The organism is Acidobacteriota bacterium (assembly GCA_028875725.1).
In the GTDB taxonomy this organism is placed as follows: domain Bacteria; phylum Acidobacteriota; class Thermoanaerobaculia; order Multivoradales; family Multivoraceae; genus Multivorans.
The window spans coordinates 213971-231592 of record JAPPCR010000023.1; the positions used below are offsets into that span (position 1 = coordinate 213971).

The following is a 17622-nucleotide window of genomic DNA, read 5'->3' on the forward strand; positions in this document are numbered from 1 at the left end:
GATCTCGGGAGGCGCTCGCTTCGAGCCCGCTGGGACCCTCCCCCCTCGGACCCGGTGCGGGCTGGACGGCGTCGAGCTGCCTTCGGACTCGGCCCAAGCCGCAACTCGGCGTTTCCAGAGTTGATGGGCCAGTGCGATACTGCGGCGGATGCGGCCACGAAAAGGTCAAAAGGAAGCGACCTCTCGGACTGGGCATCGCTTCAGCAGGCGCGGGTTACTCGCACTTCTGGCAGCGGTGGTGTCCCTTCCCAGAAGGACCGGACGTGCCGCGGCGGCTCAGCAAGAGGAGGACGGGAGCAACTCAGGCACCCGGGTCGATCGGTGGCATCGGACCAATGACCGGGTGTGGCTCGGGGAATCGTTCTGGGCCAATCCGATGGAGGACTGGCGGGTCGAGGACGGAACGGCGGAGGTGCAGACGGGCGGCGGTGACCGGAACATTCACCTGATCACGCATCGATTGACGGGCAGCGAAGGGTGGTTTCGGATGTCGGTCCGTTGCCGGCGGGTGGAAGGGGGCGAACGGGACGGTGGCGTGGGGTTCCGGATCGGTGTTCGCAACCGGATCGACGATCATCGGAGCAACTGCTTTGCTCGTGGTGTGGGCGTCGACGCCGGGCTGGTCGACAGTCGGCTGGTGCTTGGAGGAGCGAACGAGGAGGCGGTCGACGGCGACGCAGCCGCAGCTGAAGGGATCGTCCTGGTTCTTGAAGGCAGAGCCGAGGGCCGAGACTGTGAGCTCAGCCTGAGGGCTCGGACAGCCTCCGGAGCCGAGTTGGGAAGCCTCACTCACACCGTGCCCGCCGCGGACATCACCGGCAACGTCGCGATCGTCAGCAACTTCGACCGGGAGATCCCGAAGGGCGAGGGCGCCCGTTACCGGTTCAGCGAGTGGACGGTGGACGGGGATGCCTTCGAGGTCAACGAGGACCGCCGTTTCGGGCCGATCCTGTGGTCGATGTACTCGCTTAGCGACTCCCGCGGCGACGAGGGGTTCGTCGTCAAGCTGACGGCGCTGCTGCCGCCGCTGGGCGCCGACGACGACCGGCGAGTCCAGCTGCTCACGGAGCAGGACGGGGAATGGCGGTTCCACGGCTCTGCCGAGCTCGACCCGGACGCCTGGACGGCGACGTTCCGCCTGTCCAACTGGAACGAGGGTGTGTCGGCCCCGTTCCGGGTCGTCTACCGGGAGCAGCACACGGACGGCGGCGAGACGGAGCACGAGTGGCGGGGCACGATCCGGGCAAACCCCGCCGGCCGGCCGCTGCGGCTGGTGGGCCTCACCTGCCAGAACGACTACTCGTTCCCCTACGCTCCGGTCGCGGACCACGTCCTGGCTCGCGACCCCGACCTGCTCTTCTTCTCCGGCGACCAGCTATACGAGAACCACGGCGGCTACGGCCTGATCCGGGAGCCCGCGGAGCCCGCGATCCTCAACTATCTGCGCAAGTACTACGAATTCGGCTGGGCGTTCAGGGAAACGATGCGGGGCCGACCGACGTTATGTATTCCGGATGACCATGACGTGTTCCAGGGAAACATCTGGGGGGAGGGCGGCAAGGCGATGGACACCGGCCGGGGCACTTCCTCGCTCGGCGGCTACCGGGAGCCGGCGCGGATGGTCAACGTCGTTCACCGCACGAACGCGTCGCACCACCCGGACCCGTTCGACCCGGCGCCGGTCGAGCAGGACATCAGCGTCTACTACGGCGACATGGTCTACGGCGGCGTGGGGTTCGCGATCCTCGCCGATCGGCAGTTCAAGAGCGGACCGGAGCACGTGGACACCGGGTCCGGCCGGGCCGACCACGTGCTCGACGACAGCGTCGACACGTCGAGCCTCGACGAACCCGGCCTCGCCCTGCTCGGCGAGCGGCAGGAAGCGTTCCTGGAGCGCTGGGCAGGCGACATGCGCGGGCACAAGATGAAAGTGCTGCTCAGCCAGACGGTGTTCGCCGGCGTCGCCACGCATCACGGTGGCTACGACGACTACCTGATCGCGGATCTCGACTGCGGCGGCTGGCCGCAGACACCGCGCAACCGCCTTGTCCGCATCCTTCGGAAGGCGAAGTGCCTCCACGTCTGCGGCGACCAGCACCTGCCGTCCCTCGTCCAGTACGGCGCCGATGCGCAGCGCGACGGCTGCTGGGCCTTCTGCACGCCGGCGATCAGCGCCGGCTACCCACGCTGGTGGCGGCCCGACGAAGTCGGAACGCCTCACCGCAACCGGCCCCGCCACGGACTTGCGCACACCGGCGAGTTCAGCGATCCCTTTGGCAACCACGTCTACGTCTACGCGGTCGGGAATCCGGAGGTCGGCACCGCGTCCGACCCGTACGAGCGGGCCCACCAGAAGAGCAGCGGCTTCGGCCTGGTCACGGTCGACACGGAGGCGAAGACCTACCGGATCGAGGCATTCCGCTTTCTGAGCACGGCCGACAGCGCGGACGGCGAGAACGCCCAGTTCCCCGGCTGGCCGGTCACCCTGCACCAGGACGAGAACGCAGGCGAGAACCGGATCGGCTGAGGCATGCGATTACTCTCGCGCGGCACGGCGCGCATGCGCCTTGCGATCTGCCTGCTCGCCATCGGCCTCCTTGCGGCTCAAGCCGTCGAAGCACGCCAGGATTCCGAACCCGCGCCCGGCTCGCCCGCGTCGCTGACGGAGCCGCTGAACCTTCCCCCCTCCTTCGACGGCCCAGCTCCTCCCGTGCCGCCGGCCGTGATGAACCGGGACGACTCGGGCAAGACCACGGTCCGGGCCGTTCGCCTCGCCACTCCGCTTCGGATCGACGGCCGGCTCGACGAGGCTCTCTACAACGCCGTGCCGCCGATTTCGGACTTCCTTCAGGTCGAACCGCGGCCGGGGGAGCCGGCCACCGACAGGACGGATGTCTGGATCACGTTCGACGAAACCACGGTCTTCGTGTCGCTCCGCTGCTGGCAGGACCCCGACCGGATCGCGGCCAACGACATGAGACGCGACTCGTACAGCGAGGACGACTACTTCGATATCGCTCTCGACACGTTCCACGACGGTCGCAACGCCGTCGTCTTCACCGTCTACGCCTCGGGCGGCCGCTTCGACGCCCAGATCACCGACGAGCGCCAGATGAACGTCGACTGGAATCCGGTCTGGGATCTCAGAACGGGCAGGTTCGAGGGCGGTTGGACGGCCGAAGCCGCGATCCCGTTCAGGTCACTCAGGTATCGGCCCGGCCGCGCGCAGATCTGGGGCGTCAACCTGCAGCGCTACACGCAGTGGAAGAACGAGAGCTCGACCCTGAACCGCATCCCGGTGGCGCTCGGCTCGATGGGCATCATGCAGATGTCGCTGGCCGGACCCCTGGTTGGGCTGGAAGCCCCGCCGGCCTCGAGGAACCTGGAGTTCAAGCCCTATCTGGTGGCCGACATGGTGAGCGACCGCCTGGCGAACCCGGAGATCTCGAACGACGTAAGCGCCGAGGCCGGCATCGACATCAAGTACGGAGTCAGCCAGAACCTCACGGCCGACTTCACGTACAACACCGACTTCGCCCAGGTCGAGGCCGACCAGCAGCAGGTCGATCTGACGCGCTTCAGCCTCTTCTTCCCCGAGAAGCGGGACTTCTTCCTCGAGAACCAGGGGACCTTCGGCTTTGGCGGAGCCCGGGCCGGCGGATTCGGGGGGCCAGACGACACGCCGTCCCTGTTCTACAGCCGCCGCATCGGCCTCCAGGACGGGCGCGCGATCCCGATCGAAGGCGGCGCCCGTCTGACCGGACGGACGGGTCGCTACACGCTCGGGCTGCTGAACATTCAGGCGGACGACGAACCGTTGTCGGGCGCCATGGCGACGAACTTCGGCGTCATGCGGCTCAAGCGGGACATCCTGCGCCGCAGCAGCGTCGGCGTCATCTACACGCGCCGATCCATCGACCAGAGCGGCGCCGGGCGCAACGAAGCCTATGGCGTCGACGGAACGTTCGCCTTCTTCGACAACCTCACGTTCAACACCTACTGGGCCGAAACGAGCACACTGGGGCTCACCGACGACGAGGCCAGCTATCGCCTGCAGATGGACTACAACGGCGACCGCTACGGAGTCCAGCTCGAGCGGCTGCGGGTTGGCGGCAACTTCAACCCGGGCATCGGCTTCGTCCGCCGCCACGACATGCGCCGTTCCTTCGGCGAGTTCCGGTTCAGCCCGCGCCCGGCCGACAGCAAGCTGGTCCGCAAGTACTCCTGGACCGGGTCGATGGCCTACATCGAGAACGGCGCCGGCCTGGTCGAGACGCGCGAGGCCGAGGCCGAGTTCGGCATCGAGTTCCACAGCGGGGACGAGATCGAACTGACGTATGTGCGGAGCTACGAGTTCCTCCCGCATCCGTTCCCCATCGCCTCGGACATCACGCTCGGTGTCGGCGGCTACGACTTCGACTACGTGCAGGCCCAACTGCAACTGGGCCAGCAGCGGCGGATCTCGGGCGGGTTCTTCCTCGAGTACGGCGACTTCTACAGCGGCCGGAAGACGTCCTTCGGCTGGGGCTGGGGGCGCCTGAGTCTGAGCTCGCAGTTCCTGCTCGAACCCGGCATCTCGTTCAACCGCGTGGAGTTGCCGCAGGGCGACTTCGACGTGGAGCTCGTCGACGTGCGCGCGATCTACACGGTGAACCCGCGCATGTTCGTGAGCGCGCTGTTTCAGTACGACTCCGAAAGCCGGGGACTCGCCGCGAACGTGCGGCTCCGCTGGGAGTACACGCCCGGCAGCGAGCTCTTCGTCGTCTACAACGAACAGCGCGACACGCTGACGTCGGGCTTCCCCGGGCTCAACGACAGCGCGCTGATCGTGAAGGTCACGCGGCTGTTCCAGTTGTAACCACAGGACACCAGGAGCCGGCCAGCGGGCCGGCGCACCCGGTCCTAGCGGGACATCAGCACGACCAGCCGATGAGGCTCCGTCGTCGACGTGTGGTGCATCAGGACATCCTGCTTGCCGTCCTGGTTCAGGTCGGTCAACCAGGTGTACTCCTCGTCTTCGGGCACCGGGATCGCGAACCGCTGAGGCTTCTTGGCGAGCAACCCCGGCCCCGGCACGCCGAGATGGACGTGCAGCATCTTCCGGTTCCTCGCAATCAGGACGTCGGAGCGCCCGTCGCCGTTCACGTCTCCCATCCGGACCGCCGGCCAGAACGCCTTCTCGCCGCTCTTCCTGGGGGTTCTGGGCCTGATCTGGCGTACCGCGTTCGGACGTTCGCTGTAGCGGCCGTCCTCCATGCGGAACATCTCGAGATCGAACGATCCGGCACCGGTCAGAATCGACATGACGAGCACCCTGATCGCCGAGAAGACCGTCGGCTCGAAGGCCGTCACGACCACATCGACCTGGCCGTCCCGATCGAAATCGTGCCGGTCGATTCCGGAGATGATGCCCTCGGACTCGACCACCGCGCCCGGTTCCGGTGAGAACTCCACGCTTCCACTTGGGCCGGGAGCGCCGAAGTACGCCTCGTAGGAGGAGTGCATCTTCCACAAGCTAGCGCCCTTCAGTTCGAACACCACCAGGTCGGTGACACCGTCTCCGTCCATGTCGGTCAGCGAGTGCAGCACTCTGCCCCTGCTCTCGCCCTCGGGCATGTGATCGCGACGCCGGCTGCGTATCCCCGCCGGTGCGGCGAGCGAAGCGATCTGGTCGGAGTCGAACGCGATCCCGGTCGTGAACGTGCGGGCCTCGGGGGAGAAGAGTTCGTCTTCGGTCTGGAGATGCACCTCGAAGTGGCCGTCGTTCCAGAACACGAGGTCGCTTCGGCCATCCAGGTCGTAGTCCATCTCGTGGATGCGACCGCCCTCGTCCCAGGGCGTGTAGCGGTATCCGTCGGCCCCGTAGACGCGGTTCAGCCCGGCAGCGGGGCCAATCGTCAGCGGCTCCGAGAATCCACCGCCGCTGGTCTGAACGAAGACGTGAAAGCCCTGACCGTGGGGCACCACGAGATCGTCGCGGCCGTCCGCGTTCAGGTCGCGCGTGATGTCCACATGGAGCACTTCCGGACGTGGCGACGTCCTGAAGTCCGAGGTCACAGCGGCGAGTTCGTGTTCCGTCCCGGACGCCGGGTCGAACCAGGTCAGCCGGCCGCCGCCGTAGGCAATCAGGCGGTCTCGACCGTCGATGTTCGCGACGTCCACGAACGACACGTCGCGGCGCAGGGTGGCCTCGACCGCCGGCGACCAGTCGCCGTCCAGGAAGCTGAAGATGCGCAGCCGGCGGTCGCCGTCGCCGTCGATGTGCAGAGCGGCCAGGTTTGCAACCGGGCCCCCCAGGAGGAACCCGGTCAACACGGTCAGGCGTTCGGCGGCGCCGACGACGACCTCGTGACGCTCCGGGACGAACGCCGGCACCGGCTCCGAAGCCGCGTGCCCAAGGGCAGGCATCACGCATCCAGAAAGGCAGATCCTCAAAGCCAGCCACGAGATCCGGCTCGATCGATAGTGCTTGCCGCCTCCGCTATTCGGTCTCTTCTTCACGATGCTCTCCTTCCCTGGAGAATGTTGACTGAGTCAACATACACCGCTCTGTTGACAATGTCAACATCCGTCTTGGCCATAATCGGCCATGGCCGAGCGAGTACACGCCTACCATCACGGAGATCTCCGAACCGCCCTCGTCGAAGAAGCCGCCGCCATGATCTCGGAGGGTGGCGCCGCCAGCGTAACGATGAGGGCGATAGGCAGCCGCCTCGGTGTATCGCGGGGAGCGCCCTACCGCCACTTCCCCGACAAGACGGCCCTCCTGGTCGCGGTCGCGGTCGCGGGGTTCAAGCGTCTCAACCGGCGCCTGGGGTCGGGCGACGCAGAAGCCTCTTCATCCAGCGTCGAGCGACTCCGGCGCATGGGCGAGCAGTACGTGCGCTTCGCCCTGGAGCATCCGGCGCACTATCGCCTGATGTACGGCAAGGAGGCCCTTGAGCGCCAGGATCAACCGGAACTGCGAAAGGCGGCCGGAGCTCTGCTCGAGAACCTGGTCGATGTGATCCGGGTCCACCAGCAGAGCGGCGAGATCGAGACAGCGGATCCGCGAGCACAAGCCTACGTCGCATGGAGCGCGGTCCACGGTCTGGCGTCGCTCTTGATCGAAAGGCAGATCGACCCCAACGTCGACGTGGACGACCTGATCCGGCAAACCACCCAGACGATCCTGGACGGGATGCGAGGTCGCAGCCCGGACTAGCTATGGCCAGAGTCCGCCGGCGGGCTCAACGGGCGATCAGCATCGTCACCCGATGGGGCTCCGTCGTCGACGCGTGATGCATGAGCAGATCCTGCTTGCCGTCCCTGTTGAGGTCCACGAGCCAGGTGTACTCCTCGTCGTTGGGGATGGCGACCGCAACCCTCTGAGGCTGCCGGGCGAACAGTTCGGGTCCCGGCACACCGGCGAAGACGAGCAGTTTCCGATGGGTTTCCTCTATCAGCAGGTCCGAGCGGCCGTCGCCGGTCACATCCCCGATCAGCAGGGTCGTGTTGAACGCGCGCAGGTGACGCTTCTGCGTCTTCCGTTCCTCGTGCGTGGCTCCTCGAAGCACGACGTCCAGCGGCACCCACCCGAGCTCCCTGACGCTGGGGTGGCCATCCAGTTGCATTCTGCGGATGGCGTTGGGTTCGTCGGAATGGAGGCCCTCCTTCATGGGATAGAACTCGAGATCCAGCCAGACGTCATCGCCCATGAACCCCTTGAGCCTCTTCCAGAGACTGCTCTCGAGGTACGCGACCTCGATCGTCGTGAACATCAGGTCGAGGTCGCCGTCGCCATCGAAGTCGCGCCGGTTCATCCCGAGCTGAATCCTGCCGTCCGACTGGAAGGTGAAGTCGACGTTCCGCGCGAACCGGGTTCCGCCGTCGGGTGCCCGCGCGCCGAGATACACCTCGCAGGTTGAACGCTTGCGCGAGATGCTCGCGCCTTCCAGCGAGAAAACCACGAGATCCCCGACACCGTCGCCGTTCAGGTCGGCTATCGAGTGAAGCACCCTCCCCGTCATGTCTCCGGTGGCGAGGGAGGAGAGTCCGTCGGAGTCGAATGTGACATCGGTCGTGAAGGTCTCGGCCTGGGAGAACAACCCGTCTTCATCCTGGAGATGAACCTCGAAGTGGTCCTCGTTCCAGAACACCAGGTCGCGGCGTCCGTCCAGGTCGTAGTCCATCTCGTGGACACGGCTTTCATCCCAGGGGTTGTACCGGTAGCCATCGGCCCCGTAGATCCTGCTCAAGTCAGCGGACCGGCCGATTGCCACCGGATCCGCGAACTCGCCGGCGCTCGTCTGGATGAACACGCTGAAGCCATCGACGCCCGGCACGACCAGGTCGTCTCGGCCGTCGCCATTCACGTCCCGACTGACGTCGACATGGGGGATCTCGCCGCTGCGAGGCGGGTTGAAGCTGGCAGTGACCGCGACCAGCGGGCGCTCAGTCGCCGATTCGGGATCGAACCAGTTCAGGCGTCCGGGATCGTAGGTGAGCAGCAGGTCACGTCCGCCGATGCTGGCCACGTCAACGAATCGCACGTCGCGACCGAGTGCCGCCTCGGTATGCGGCGCCCAGGCGCTGTCTCCGAACTCGTAGATACGCAGACGGCGTTCGTCACCGTCGTCGATGTCCACGACCGCAAGCTCCGCGCTTGAGCTCCCGAGTAGGAACCCCGTCAAGACGGTCTGACGTTTCGCGGAGCCGGTGACGACCTCGTACTGCGTGAAAGCGAACTCCGCGGCCAGCCCGGAAGTGGACTGCGCGGCGGCGGGACCCATGCTTCCCGACAGGAGTACTCCAAGCAACAGAATGGGCCACAGGCCTCGTCGACCCTGCATCGCGCGGGCGCTAGCCGAAGTGCCGACTTCCTTCACTTGGCCACCAGTATCGCCACCCGATGCGGCTCGGTAGTGAACGTGTGATGCATGAGGACGTCCTGCTTGCCGTCCCTGTTGAGGTCCACCAACCAGGTGTACTCCTCGTTCGGCATGGCGATCGCGACTTCCTCAGGCCTTCCGGCGAACAGCTCGGATCCCGGCACGCCAAGAAAGACGTTCAGACCCTTCCGGCCCTTTTGCACGAGCAGATCCAGGCGGCTGTCGCCGTTCACATCCCCGACCAGAACCGAGGGATGGAAGATGCCCTTCTCTCCAGAAACGCCGGGGGCGCGGCCTCTGATCTTGCGGACGGCGCTCGGCTTGCCCGAGTAGACGCCACCTTCCATGCGGTAGAAGTCGAGACGCATCGGCACGGAACGGGTCAGCATCCCTGCGCCAATCATGCGGACCGTCTTGAAGACGCCGAACCTCATCGTTCTGAACATCACGTCGACCTGACCATCGTTGTCGAAGTCGTACGGCCCGATCTCGTATGGAAGGCCGTCCGAGAGAGTCGCGGCGCCGGCAGCGGGCGCGAACACCGTGCCGCCCCCGGGTGTCGGCGCGCCCCGGTGGACCTCGTACGTGAAGCGCACGTTCCACATGCTCCTGATGTCCAGCGAGAAGACCACGAGGTCGGCGACGCCGTCGCCGTTCAGGTCGGTCAACGAGTGCAGCACTCTCCCCGTCGGGGCTCCGGTCAGGCTGTCGTCGATACGCCTGTGGCGAACCTCCTGGGGAGCGGCGAGCGAGGCAGGGTCGTCCGAGTCGAACGCGACCTCGGTCGTGAACGTCGTGCTGGCCTCGGCGGCGAACAGACCCCGCCGGTCCTGGAGATGCACCGCGAAGTGGTCCTGGTTCCAGAACACCAGGTCGCGGCGTCCGTCCAGGTCGTAGTCCATCTCGTGGACGCGGCCACCGTCGTCCCACGGCCGGAACCTGTAGCCGTCGCCGCGGTAGACCCGGTCCGGCCCGGTCGGGGGGCCGATGGTCACCGGATCCGCGAACGTACCGCCGCTCCCCTGGACGAGCACATGGAAGGCGTGGTTCTGCGGCACGACGAGCTCGTCGCGGCCGTCGCCGTTCAGGTCGCGCGTGATGTCGACATGGACAACCTCACCCCTCCGCGGCGATTTGAAGTCGGACTCCACCGCAGCGAGTTCCCGCTCCGTCTCTGACTCGGGATCAAACCACGTCAGCCGGCCGGCGCCGTAGATCACCAGCCGGTCCCGGCCGTCGATGGCGGCCACGTCAACGAAGGAAGTTCCGGGCCGCAGCGTGGTTTCGACTTCCGGCACCCATTCACCGGCCCTGAACGTCAGGATCCGCAGGCGCCGGTCATCGTTCCTATCGCTGTCCACGACCGCGAGGTCCGCCAACGAGCTTCCCAGAAGGAAGCCCGTCAAGACGGTCTGGGGCTCGCGGGCGCCGGTGACCACGTCGTACCGCTCGAAGGCAAACCGCTCCGCCGGCTGGGCGCCGGGAAGCGTGGCGGCAGGTCCGACGCATCCGTACAGGCACACCCTGAGCGTGAGTATGGCGAATCGGCCTCGCCGATGGTGCCTAACTCCGCCCCGCGTCGATCGCTCTCTCATGGCTCTTCGTCCCTCCAGCCAGAAGTTGACTTCGTCAACATACACAGCCCTGTTGACATTGTCAACAAGCTCTCGGAGAGGGCGGCACGCTCCACTGCGGCGCCTCGGTTTCCCCGCTGTCTCCCCTGGACAAGACGGGGACTCCCACGACGAGGACCGGCTAGGGGATCAGCCCCACTCCGCCCTCCACACCTCCTGGTTGTCCGTCGTGAGCCGCCTCGCCCGGCGGGCATTGGGAGTCCGGAGTTCGACATTCACCCGACGCGCGATCGCCCGGGCGATGTCCTCCTGAATCCGAATCTCGGAGATCGTGCCGAGAACCCGGTCGTAGTGGCGAGACCAGAGATGGATGCCGTCGGCGACCCGGATGAGCTGAACCGAGATCCGCACCCGGTCGCCGGACCTTCGCGCGCTGCCCTCCAGGATCGCCGCCACGCCCAGCTTCCGACCGAACCGCGGTGCGCTCAGGCGGGACAGCCCTCGGTCAAACGAGGAGGTCCGGGACACGACCCGCAGGCCATCGACCCGCACCAGCGCCTCCACCACCTCCTCGACCAACCCCTCACAGAAAAAATCCTGTTCCGGATCGGGCGTCATGTTGGCGAAGGGCCGCACCGCGATCGATCCCCCGACCGGCGTCCTGACCGGAGCCGTGAAGCGGTAGCCGCGGCCGGGCACCGTGACGACGTACTGCGTCTCCCCATCCTGGCCCAGGATCTTCCGCAGCACGGACAGGTTGTGCGTGAGGTTGCTCTCGGCGACGTTGGTGTCGGGCCACACCATCGCCATCAACTCGTCCTTGTGGACCAGACGGTCGCGGTTCTCGACGAGCACCTTCAGCGTCTGAAAGATCTTCGGCCGCACTGGCACGATTCGCCCGCGGCGGAGCAACCGGCGCTCCGCGGCATCGAGAAGAAACGGCCCGAAGGCGTAGGTGGGACGCTCTGCCACCAGGTACCTCCGTCAAGGACCGGACGCCGGCCTCACGCGACACGCTCAGCCGCGCCGGGATTGATTCGGATTCCTGGATCCTAGCAGCCCCTACAACCTTGTTGGAGGTTTAGTCCTGGCGACCCTCCGGCAGTGCGAACACGAACAGACTCCCGCCCCGGGCGCGCGCGGCGCCTTCCGGCGTGTGGCGGAGACTTCCCGGCCCGGTCGAAATGGCCACGTACTGGCGGCCGTCGACGGCGTAGGAGATCGGGTAGCCCATCGCCGGGGCGCCGACGTTGACCTCCCATAGAACCTCGCCGGTCTCGTGGTCGAAGGCGCGGAAGCGCCCGCTCGAATCGCCGCCGAAGATCAGGCCCCCGCCCGTCGCGACGACCGAGTAGGTTGCGCCTTCCGTCTCGAACAGCCACTTCGTTTCACCCGTCACGGCGGAGATCGCGTACACCGTGCCGAGGTACTCCTCGCCGGGCGCCTGGATGTGGTCCGCAGCCAGGTTGTAGATCGCGACCTGCTGTTCGAACGCCTGCGCCCGCGGGCTGTTCGTGTCGCCCGTCACCAGCATCCGCGCGCACATGTTCCGCAGCGGGTAGTACATGGTCCGGGTCAGCGGGCTGTAGGAACCGGCTTCCCAGTCCTTACCACCGATCCAGGTCGGGCACACGAGCATCTCCTGATCCAGCTCCGTGAAGATGATCTCGGTGTTCTCGACCGCCCGCCCCGTCGTTTCGTCGATGTCGACGACAACGTTCTGCGGCACGGTCGGCCGCGCCCACAGGAACTCGCCGGTTTCGCGGTCCAGCGTGTAGACGAAGCCGGTCTTGCCGGGGATCCCCGTCATCACCTTGCGTGTCTCGCCGGGTTCGAGGCCCTCCCGGATCCAGCGCACCGCCTCGGGATCGGGCGACACCGGAAGGTCGACGAGGATGCGTTCGAAGGGATGGTCCAGGTCCCAGTGGTCGTTCAGGTGCTGGAAGTACCAGCGGATCTCGCCGGTGTCCGCCTCCAGCGCCAACGTCGAGTTGTGGTACAGGTGCGTCAGCTCGGTGCCGCCAAGCATGAACTTGGGCGCCGGCGAAGTGACTGCGGTGCCGAAGTAGATGAGCTCGAGCTCCGGGTCGTAACTCGGCACCATCCAGGTGCCGACGTGGTGCCGCTTCTCGAACGGCACGTCGCCCCAGGTTTCGTCCCCGGGCTCGCCCGGCGCAGGCATCGTGCGTGTCCGCCAGAGTTCCTCCCCGGTCAGGGCATCGAGCGCGATCATGATGCAGGACTCCGGCCCGCCCCATGGACGGCAACTCCGCCCCGAGACGACGCGGCCGTCCGCGACGATCGGACCCGAGCTGTGAGTCGCGGGGTTCACCTTGTAGTCGAGGATCTGCGTCTCCCAGACCAGCTCGCCGGTTTCGGCATCCAGCGCGAAGGCGTGATTGTCGTCGCTGTTGTTCAGGATCAGCCGGTCGTAGATCGCGATGTTCCGGTTGTTCTTCGCGTTGAAGCCGACCTGCGCGTAGAGCCCCTCGGGCTGCTCGCGCGTGTAGCGCCAGATGAAGTCCCCGGTCGTCGAGTCGACCGCCTCGATCGTGTCCTCGAACGAGGGAACGTAGAGGACCCCGTCGTAGGCCAGGGGCGTGATCTCGGAGGTTCCGACGGCGATCTCCCGTGACCAGACCAGACCGAGCTGCTGGACGTTCTCGCGGTCGACCTGGTCCAGCGGACTGTAGCCCCAACTGTCGTGCGTGCGGCGGAACATGAGCCACTCCGAGTCGGGCGGGTCCTCGAGCATTTCGTCCGTGACCGGCACGAACGTCGATGCCGCATCCTGGGCCGCCAATGCGGCGCTGAACGCGAAGCCCAGGGCCAGGGTCACAACCACCACCACGCACTCGAGCGGGCGCGCACTCTTCATGAAGCGCCTCCGTTCCTCGCTGTTCTCAACGACAAGACGCGGACTCTAGCCCACGACGACGGCCGGCAAGTGACATCATCGAGGCTTCCGATGCGAATCGAAGTCGACGGCGCGACGCTGAACGTCGAGGTCGACGGCGCCCCGACGGCGCCGGCCGTCCTCTTCTGGAACGGCGGCGGCTGCACGCTCCGCATGTGGGACTTCATCGTCGAGCGCCTGGGAAGCGGTTACCGCACCGTCCGCTTCGACATCCGCGGCACCGGCCAGAGCACGCCGGCGGCGGACCCCTCCCAGTACACGCTGGAACAGTACGCGGCGGACGCCGTCAAGATCCTCGAGGCACTCGACATCGAGCGCTCCCACGTCTGGTCCATGGCCTGGGGGTCGCGGGCGGCTCTGGCCTATGCCGAACTCCACCCCGAACGGGTCGACCTGCTTGCGCTCTACGATGCCGCGATCGACCCGCCGGACGTTCCGGCACAGCGGGAAGGCAGCCGCGAAGCCGTCCACAAGCAGGAGATCGCGGGCATCAAGCGCTTCGAACGGCCCAACGGCTGGCGCCAACACGCCCACCCGGACTCGGTCCGCCCCGCCATGCAGGCGATCTCCAGGGGCTTCGACCTCGCGGCCGCGGCGCGGGGGCTGGCGATGAAGACCCTGGTCGCCACCGGAGACCATGACCCGAACCTCCCGTCCAGCCGCGATCTGGCCGCCATGGCGCCCGACGCGGAACTCGTCGTGATGGAGAACGTCGGCCACGGCTCGGTGCTCCAACGCCCCGACCTCGCCACCGCGATCTTCACGGACTTCGTCGCAGCGAACACCTCGGAGCTTCCCCCATGAAACAGCACGACTTCGCAGCGCCAGGACGATCGAGCCGCCGTGACTTCCTGAGCCGCAGCGCCGGTCTGGCCGCGGTCGCGGCATCTGCGGGAATCGCCGGCACGGCAACCGGCGCCTGCTCCGGGCCGCAGCCCGAAGACGGAGACTCGGATCGAATCACGGTCCGCTCGGTCGACGCCTATCCCGTCTACATCAACGAGCGCTCCGAGGGCCTGCTCGATCCGCCGGTCTTCTCCGGCGACGACGATCCGCGCCGCTGGCGCTGGGGCGGACCCTTCGAGCAGCTTCCGTCCGCGATCATCGCGATCATCAAGACGAACGCCGGCATCACTGGCTTCGGCATGGGCGCCGGGGGCAGCGCCGCCGTCGAGATCATCGACGGCCATCTCAAGCACCTCCTGGTCGGCACGAACCCGCTCAACGTCGACCAGCTCTGGGACCAGATGTACAGCTCGGCCGTGCTCTACGGCCGCCGCGGCGTCTTCGCGATGGCGCTCTCCGCCGTCGACACGGCGCTCTGGGACATCAAGGGCAAGCACGCCGGCGAGTCGGTCCATGCTCTACTGGGCGGACAGCCCGGCGATCGCGTCGCCGTCTACCAGACCGGCGGCGACATCGCGGCCGGCAAGGCCCTCGGCATCCGCCACTTCAAGCGCATCCTGCCCATCGGCCCCCACAGCTCCGAGGACGAAACCAATCAGTGGATCGACGACGTGCTCGCCACCCGCGAGGCGATGGGCCCGGAAGGCAACCTGATGACGGACTGCGTCTCGCGCAACGGCACCGTCGACTGGGCGGTCGGCGTCGCGGACCGGCTGCGTCCGGCGAACCTCTACTTCATGGAGGAACTGCTGTCGCCGGACAACGTGTTCGGCTATGCAGAGCTGGTCGAGAAGATCGGCGGCGGCGGTCCCGGCTGGACGAAAGTCGCCTGCGGCGAGCACGAGTACACGGAGCACGGCTTCGAGGTCCTGGTGCGGGTCGGATCGGCCGAAGTCCTGCAGCCGGACATCACCTGGTGCGGCGGCCTCACGGCGGCGAAGCGCATCGCCGACCTGGTCGAAGCGGCAGGCCTCGAACTCATTCCCCACCGCGGCGGCAGCCTCTGGGGGCTCCCGATCTCGCTGACCGCCCAGAGCTGCACGATGGCGGAGAGCTTCGCCACCGGTTCGGTAATCCTCGACGCGATGCAGGGACCGTTCGAGAACGGCGACTTCCTGGCGCCGAGCGAGCCGGGCTTCGGCACCGGGCTGAACGAGGAGATGGTCCTCGATCACCGCCTCACACGGTGAAGTAGCATCGCGCCTTCCGCATGAAGTCGTTGACACGCCTCGCCTGCTCGCTGGCCGCGATGTCGTTCCTGAGCGCCGGCCTGGGCGCTCAGGAGACCGCCTTCGTGCCAGTCACTCAAGAGATGCTGAACGACCCGGAACCGGGCCAGTGGCTGCACTGGCGCGGCACGCAGAACGCCTGGGGCTACAGCCCGCTCGACCAGATCACGACCGCGAACGTGGGCCAGCTTCAACTGGTCTGGGCGTGGGCGATGGACGACACCGGTCCCCAGGAGGCCGCGCCGCTGATCCACAACGGGGTCATGTACCTGCCGAGTCCCGGAGCCGTGGTCCAGGCCCTCGACGCCGCCACCGGGGACCTGCTCTGGGAGTACCGGCCGGAACCCGTGGGCGACGGATCGGGCGCCTTCGGCCGCGGTGTCCAGAAGAACATCGCGATCTTCGGCGACCGCATCTTCGGCGCCAGCCCCCGGGCGACGATCTTCGCGCTGGACGCCCGTGACGGGAAGCTGATCTGGGAGACCACGACCGCCGACCCGGCTCTCGGCTACCGCTACACCGCGGGCCCGATCGTCGCCGACGGCAAGCTGGTCACCGGCATCACCGGCTGCGGCCGCTACAAGGACGACGTCTGCTTCATCACCGGCCACGATCCGGACACCGGCGAGGAGATCTGGCGGACCTCAACGGTCGCGCGGCCCGGCGAGCCGGGCGGCGACACCTGGGGCGACCTGCCGCTCCGCTTCCGTGCCGGCAGCGACGCCTGGATCGCCGGCAGCTACGACCCGGAACTCAGGATCGTCTACTGGGCCACCTCCCAGGCCAAGCCGTGGGCCCGCTCGGTCCGCGGCACGGACGGCGACGCGCTGTACACGAACTCCAGCCTCGCGCTCGATCCCGACACCGGCGAGCTGCTCTGGTACTACCAATACCTGCCCGGCGAGACCCACGACATGGACGAGGTCTTCGAGACCCTCCTGATCGATGTCGACGGCCGGAAGAAGCTCTACAAGATGGGCAAGCTCGGCATCCTGTGGGAGCTCGACCGGGAGACCGGCGAGTTCCTCGACGCCATCGACGTCGGCTACCAGAACCTCGTCGACGTCGACCGCGAGACGGGCGAGGTGACCTACCGCCCGGAACTGATCCCGGAGATCGGCGTCGAGATCAACATGTGCCCGAGCACGTCCGGGTTCAAGAGCTGGCGCGCCATGTCCTACGACCCGAACACGGGCGCCCTCTACATCCCAATGACGATGAACTGCGAGTTGGCCACCTTCGGCCCCGTGGAGCGCGTCCTCGGCGGCGGCGGGGCGGGTCCGGTCAAGCGCATCAACACGATGCACCCCTACTCCGGCGGCAACCTCGGCGAGCTGATGGTGATCGACGTCAGGGAGGGGGACATCATGTGGCGGCACCGCACGCTGTCGCCCATCAACACCGCCGCGCTGGCCACCAGCGGCGGCGTCGTCTTCGCCGGCGACTACGACCGTTACGTGTACGCCTACGAGGCGCGGACCGGCCGCATCCTCTGGCAGACGCGGCTGCCCACGTCCGCCCAGGGCTTCCCCGTGACCTACCTCGCCGGCGGCCGCCAGTACGTGGCGATTCCCGTCGGAACCGGCGGCGCCAGTTGGGCGACGATGGTGCCGCGCGACCTCATTCCCCACATCCGCCGGCCGACCAACGGCAATTCGATCCACGTGTTCGCGCTGCCTGCCGACCTGCCGGCTGCAAGCGGGCGCACCCGGACGGCGGCCACCGACCGCGACGCGGCCGGAGCGGCCGAGGCCTCCCTGACCATCTGGGACGGCGTCTACACCGCCGACCAAGCGCAGCGCGGCGTCGCGCCGTACGTCCAGAACTGCGCCACCTGCCACGGCGAGGATCTCGGCGGTGGCAGCAACTCCCCGGGCCTGGTCGGCGTCAGCTTCCAGTTCCTGTGGGGAGGCAAAACGCTGCACGAGCTCTTCGAGGCGATCCGGACCACGATGCCGACCGACAATCCGGGGAGCCTGCCGCGGGAAACGTATCTCGACATCCTCACCTACATGCTGCAGGTGAACGAGTTCCCGGCCGGCGAAGGGGAACTCGACGCAGGCGCGCTGGGCAACATCCTGATCACCGAAGAACGCGGCGCGTAGCTGGCAACGGAGACAGCGGCG

Annotated in this window: 11 protein-coding genes; 6 read left to right on the plus strand and 5 right to left on the minus strand. The window is 67.1% G+C overall.

Annotated elements, in window-relative coordinates; all coding sequences use genetic code 11:
• Positions 1-343: 343 nt before the first annotated feature.
• On the plus strand, positions 344-2527 hold the full coding sequence (locus OXI49_16550; GenBank protein ID MDE2692114.1) for an alkaline phosphatase D family protein: 2184 nt from the start codon (positions 344-346) through the stop codon (positions 2525-2527).
• A 3-nt stretch (positions 2528-2530) separates the two neighbouring features.
• Positions 2531-4858: a DUF5916 domain-containing protein gene (locus OXI49_16555; protein MDE2692115.1), complete on the plus strand. Its 2328-nt coding sequence runs from the start codon at positions 2531-2533 to the stop codon at positions 4856-4858.
• A gap of 44 nt (positions 4859-4902) precedes the next feature.
• Here the strand turns inward: OXI49_16555 and OXI49_16560 are convergent, their stop codons facing one another.
• Entirely contained in the window at positions 4903-6375 is a 1473-nt protein-coding gene (locus OXI49_16560; GenBank protein MDE2692116.1) for a VCBS repeat-containing protein, read from the minus strand.
• A 214-nt stretch (positions 6376-6589) separates the two neighbouring features.
• Here OXI49_16560 and OXI49_16565 point away from each other — a divergent pair, with 214 nt between their 5' ends.
• A complete protein-coding gene (locus OXI49_16565; protein MDE2692117.1) occupies positions 6590-7204 on the plus strand; it encodes a TetR/AcrR family transcriptional regulator in 615 nt (204 codons plus the stop codon).
• A gap of 25 nt (positions 7205-7229) precedes the next feature.
• On the opposite strand, the gene OXI49_16570 is transcribed toward OXI49_16565, so the two are convergent.
• The 4 genes from OXI49_16570 to OXI49_16585 form a co-directional block, all read right to left on the minus strand.
• Positions 7230-8831: a VCBS repeat-containing protein gene (locus tag OXI49_16570; protein MDE2692118.1), complete on the minus strand. Its 1602-nt coding sequence runs from the start codon at positions 8829-8831 to the stop codon at positions 7230-7232.
• A gap of 32 nt (positions 8832-8863) precedes the next feature.
• The gene (locus OXI49_16575; protein ID MDE2692119.1) at positions 8864-10393 is read right to left on the minus strand and encodes a VCBS repeat-containing protein; all 1530 of its coding nucleotides are present in this window, start codon (positions 10391-10393) and stop codon (positions 8864-8866) included.
• Positions 10394-10633: 240 nt separating this feature from the next.
• The gene (locus OXI49_16580; protein ID MDE2692120.1) at positions 10634-11416 is read right to left on the minus strand and encodes a winged helix-turn-helix domain-containing protein; all 783 of its coding nucleotides are present in this window, start codon (positions 11414-11416) and stop codon (positions 10634-10636) included.
• 109 nt (positions 11417-11525) lie between these two features.
• On the minus strand, positions 11526-13322 hold the full coding sequence (locus tag OXI49_16585; GenBank protein MDE2692121.1) for a PQQ-binding-like beta-propeller repeat protein: 1797 nt from the start codon (positions 13320-13322) through the stop codon (positions 11526-11528).
• A gap of 90 nt (positions 13323-13412) precedes the next feature.
• Here OXI49_16585 and OXI49_16590 point away from each other — a divergent pair, with 90 nt between their 5' ends.
• From OXI49_16590 to OXI49_16600, 3 genes are read left to right on the plus strand one after another with little or no spacing between them, the layout of a single operon-like run.
• Positions 13413-14165, plus strand: a complete 753-nt coding sequence (locus OXI49_16590; GenBank protein ID MDE2692122.1) for an alpha/beta hydrolase — start codon at positions 13413-13415, stop codon at positions 14163-14165.
• Positions 14162-15457 carry a mandelate racemase/muconate lactonizing enzyme family protein gene (locus OXI49_16595; GenBank protein ID MDE2692123.1) on the plus strand — a complete coding sequence of 432 codons (1296 nt, stop codon included), beginning with the start codon at positions 14162-14164 and terminating at the stop codon, positions 15455-15457. Before OXI49_16590 ends, OXI49_16595 begins: the two co-directional genes overlap by 4 nt.
• 20 nt (positions 15458-15477) lie before the next feature.
• On the plus strand, positions 15478-17601 hold the full coding sequence (locus OXI49_16600; GenBank protein MDE2692124.1) for a PQQ-binding-like beta-propeller repeat protein: 2124 nt from the start codon (positions 15478-15480) through the stop codon (positions 17599-17601).
• Positions 17602-17622: the final 21 nt, after the last annotated feature.

What these genes read in the sequence shown, in the direction of transcription:
- OXI49_16555 (MDE2692115.1), top strand. Translation starts at nt 2,531, where the DNA reads ATGCGATTACTCTCGCGCGGCACGGCGCGCATGCGCCTTGCGATCTGC.
- OXI49_16565 (MDE2692117.1), top strand. Translation starts at nt 6,590, where the DNA reads ATGGCCGAGCGAGTACACGCCTACCATCACGGAGATCTCCGAACCGCC.
- OXI49_16570 (MDE2692118.1), bottom strand. Translation starts at nt 8,831, where the DNA reads ATGCAGGGTCGACGAGGCCTGTGGCCCATTCTGTTGCTTGGAGTACTC.
- OXI49_16585 (MDE2692121.1), bottom strand. Translation starts at nt 13,322, where the DNA reads ATGAAGAGTGCGCGCCCGCTCGAGTGCGTGGTGGTGGTTGTGACCCTG.
- OXI49_16590 (MDE2692122.1), top strand. Translation starts at nt 13,413, where the DNA reads ATGCGAATCGAAGTCGACGGCGCGACGCTGAACGTCGAGGTCGACGGC.
- OXI49_16595 (MDE2692123.1), top strand. Translation starts at nt 14,162, where the DNA reads ATGAAACAGCACGACTTCGCAGCGCCAGGACGATCGAGCCGCCGTGAC.
- OXI49_16600 (MDE2692124.1), top strand. Translation starts at nt 15,478, where the DNA reads ATGAAGTCGTTGACACGCCTCGCCTGCTCGCTGGCCGCGATGTCGTTC.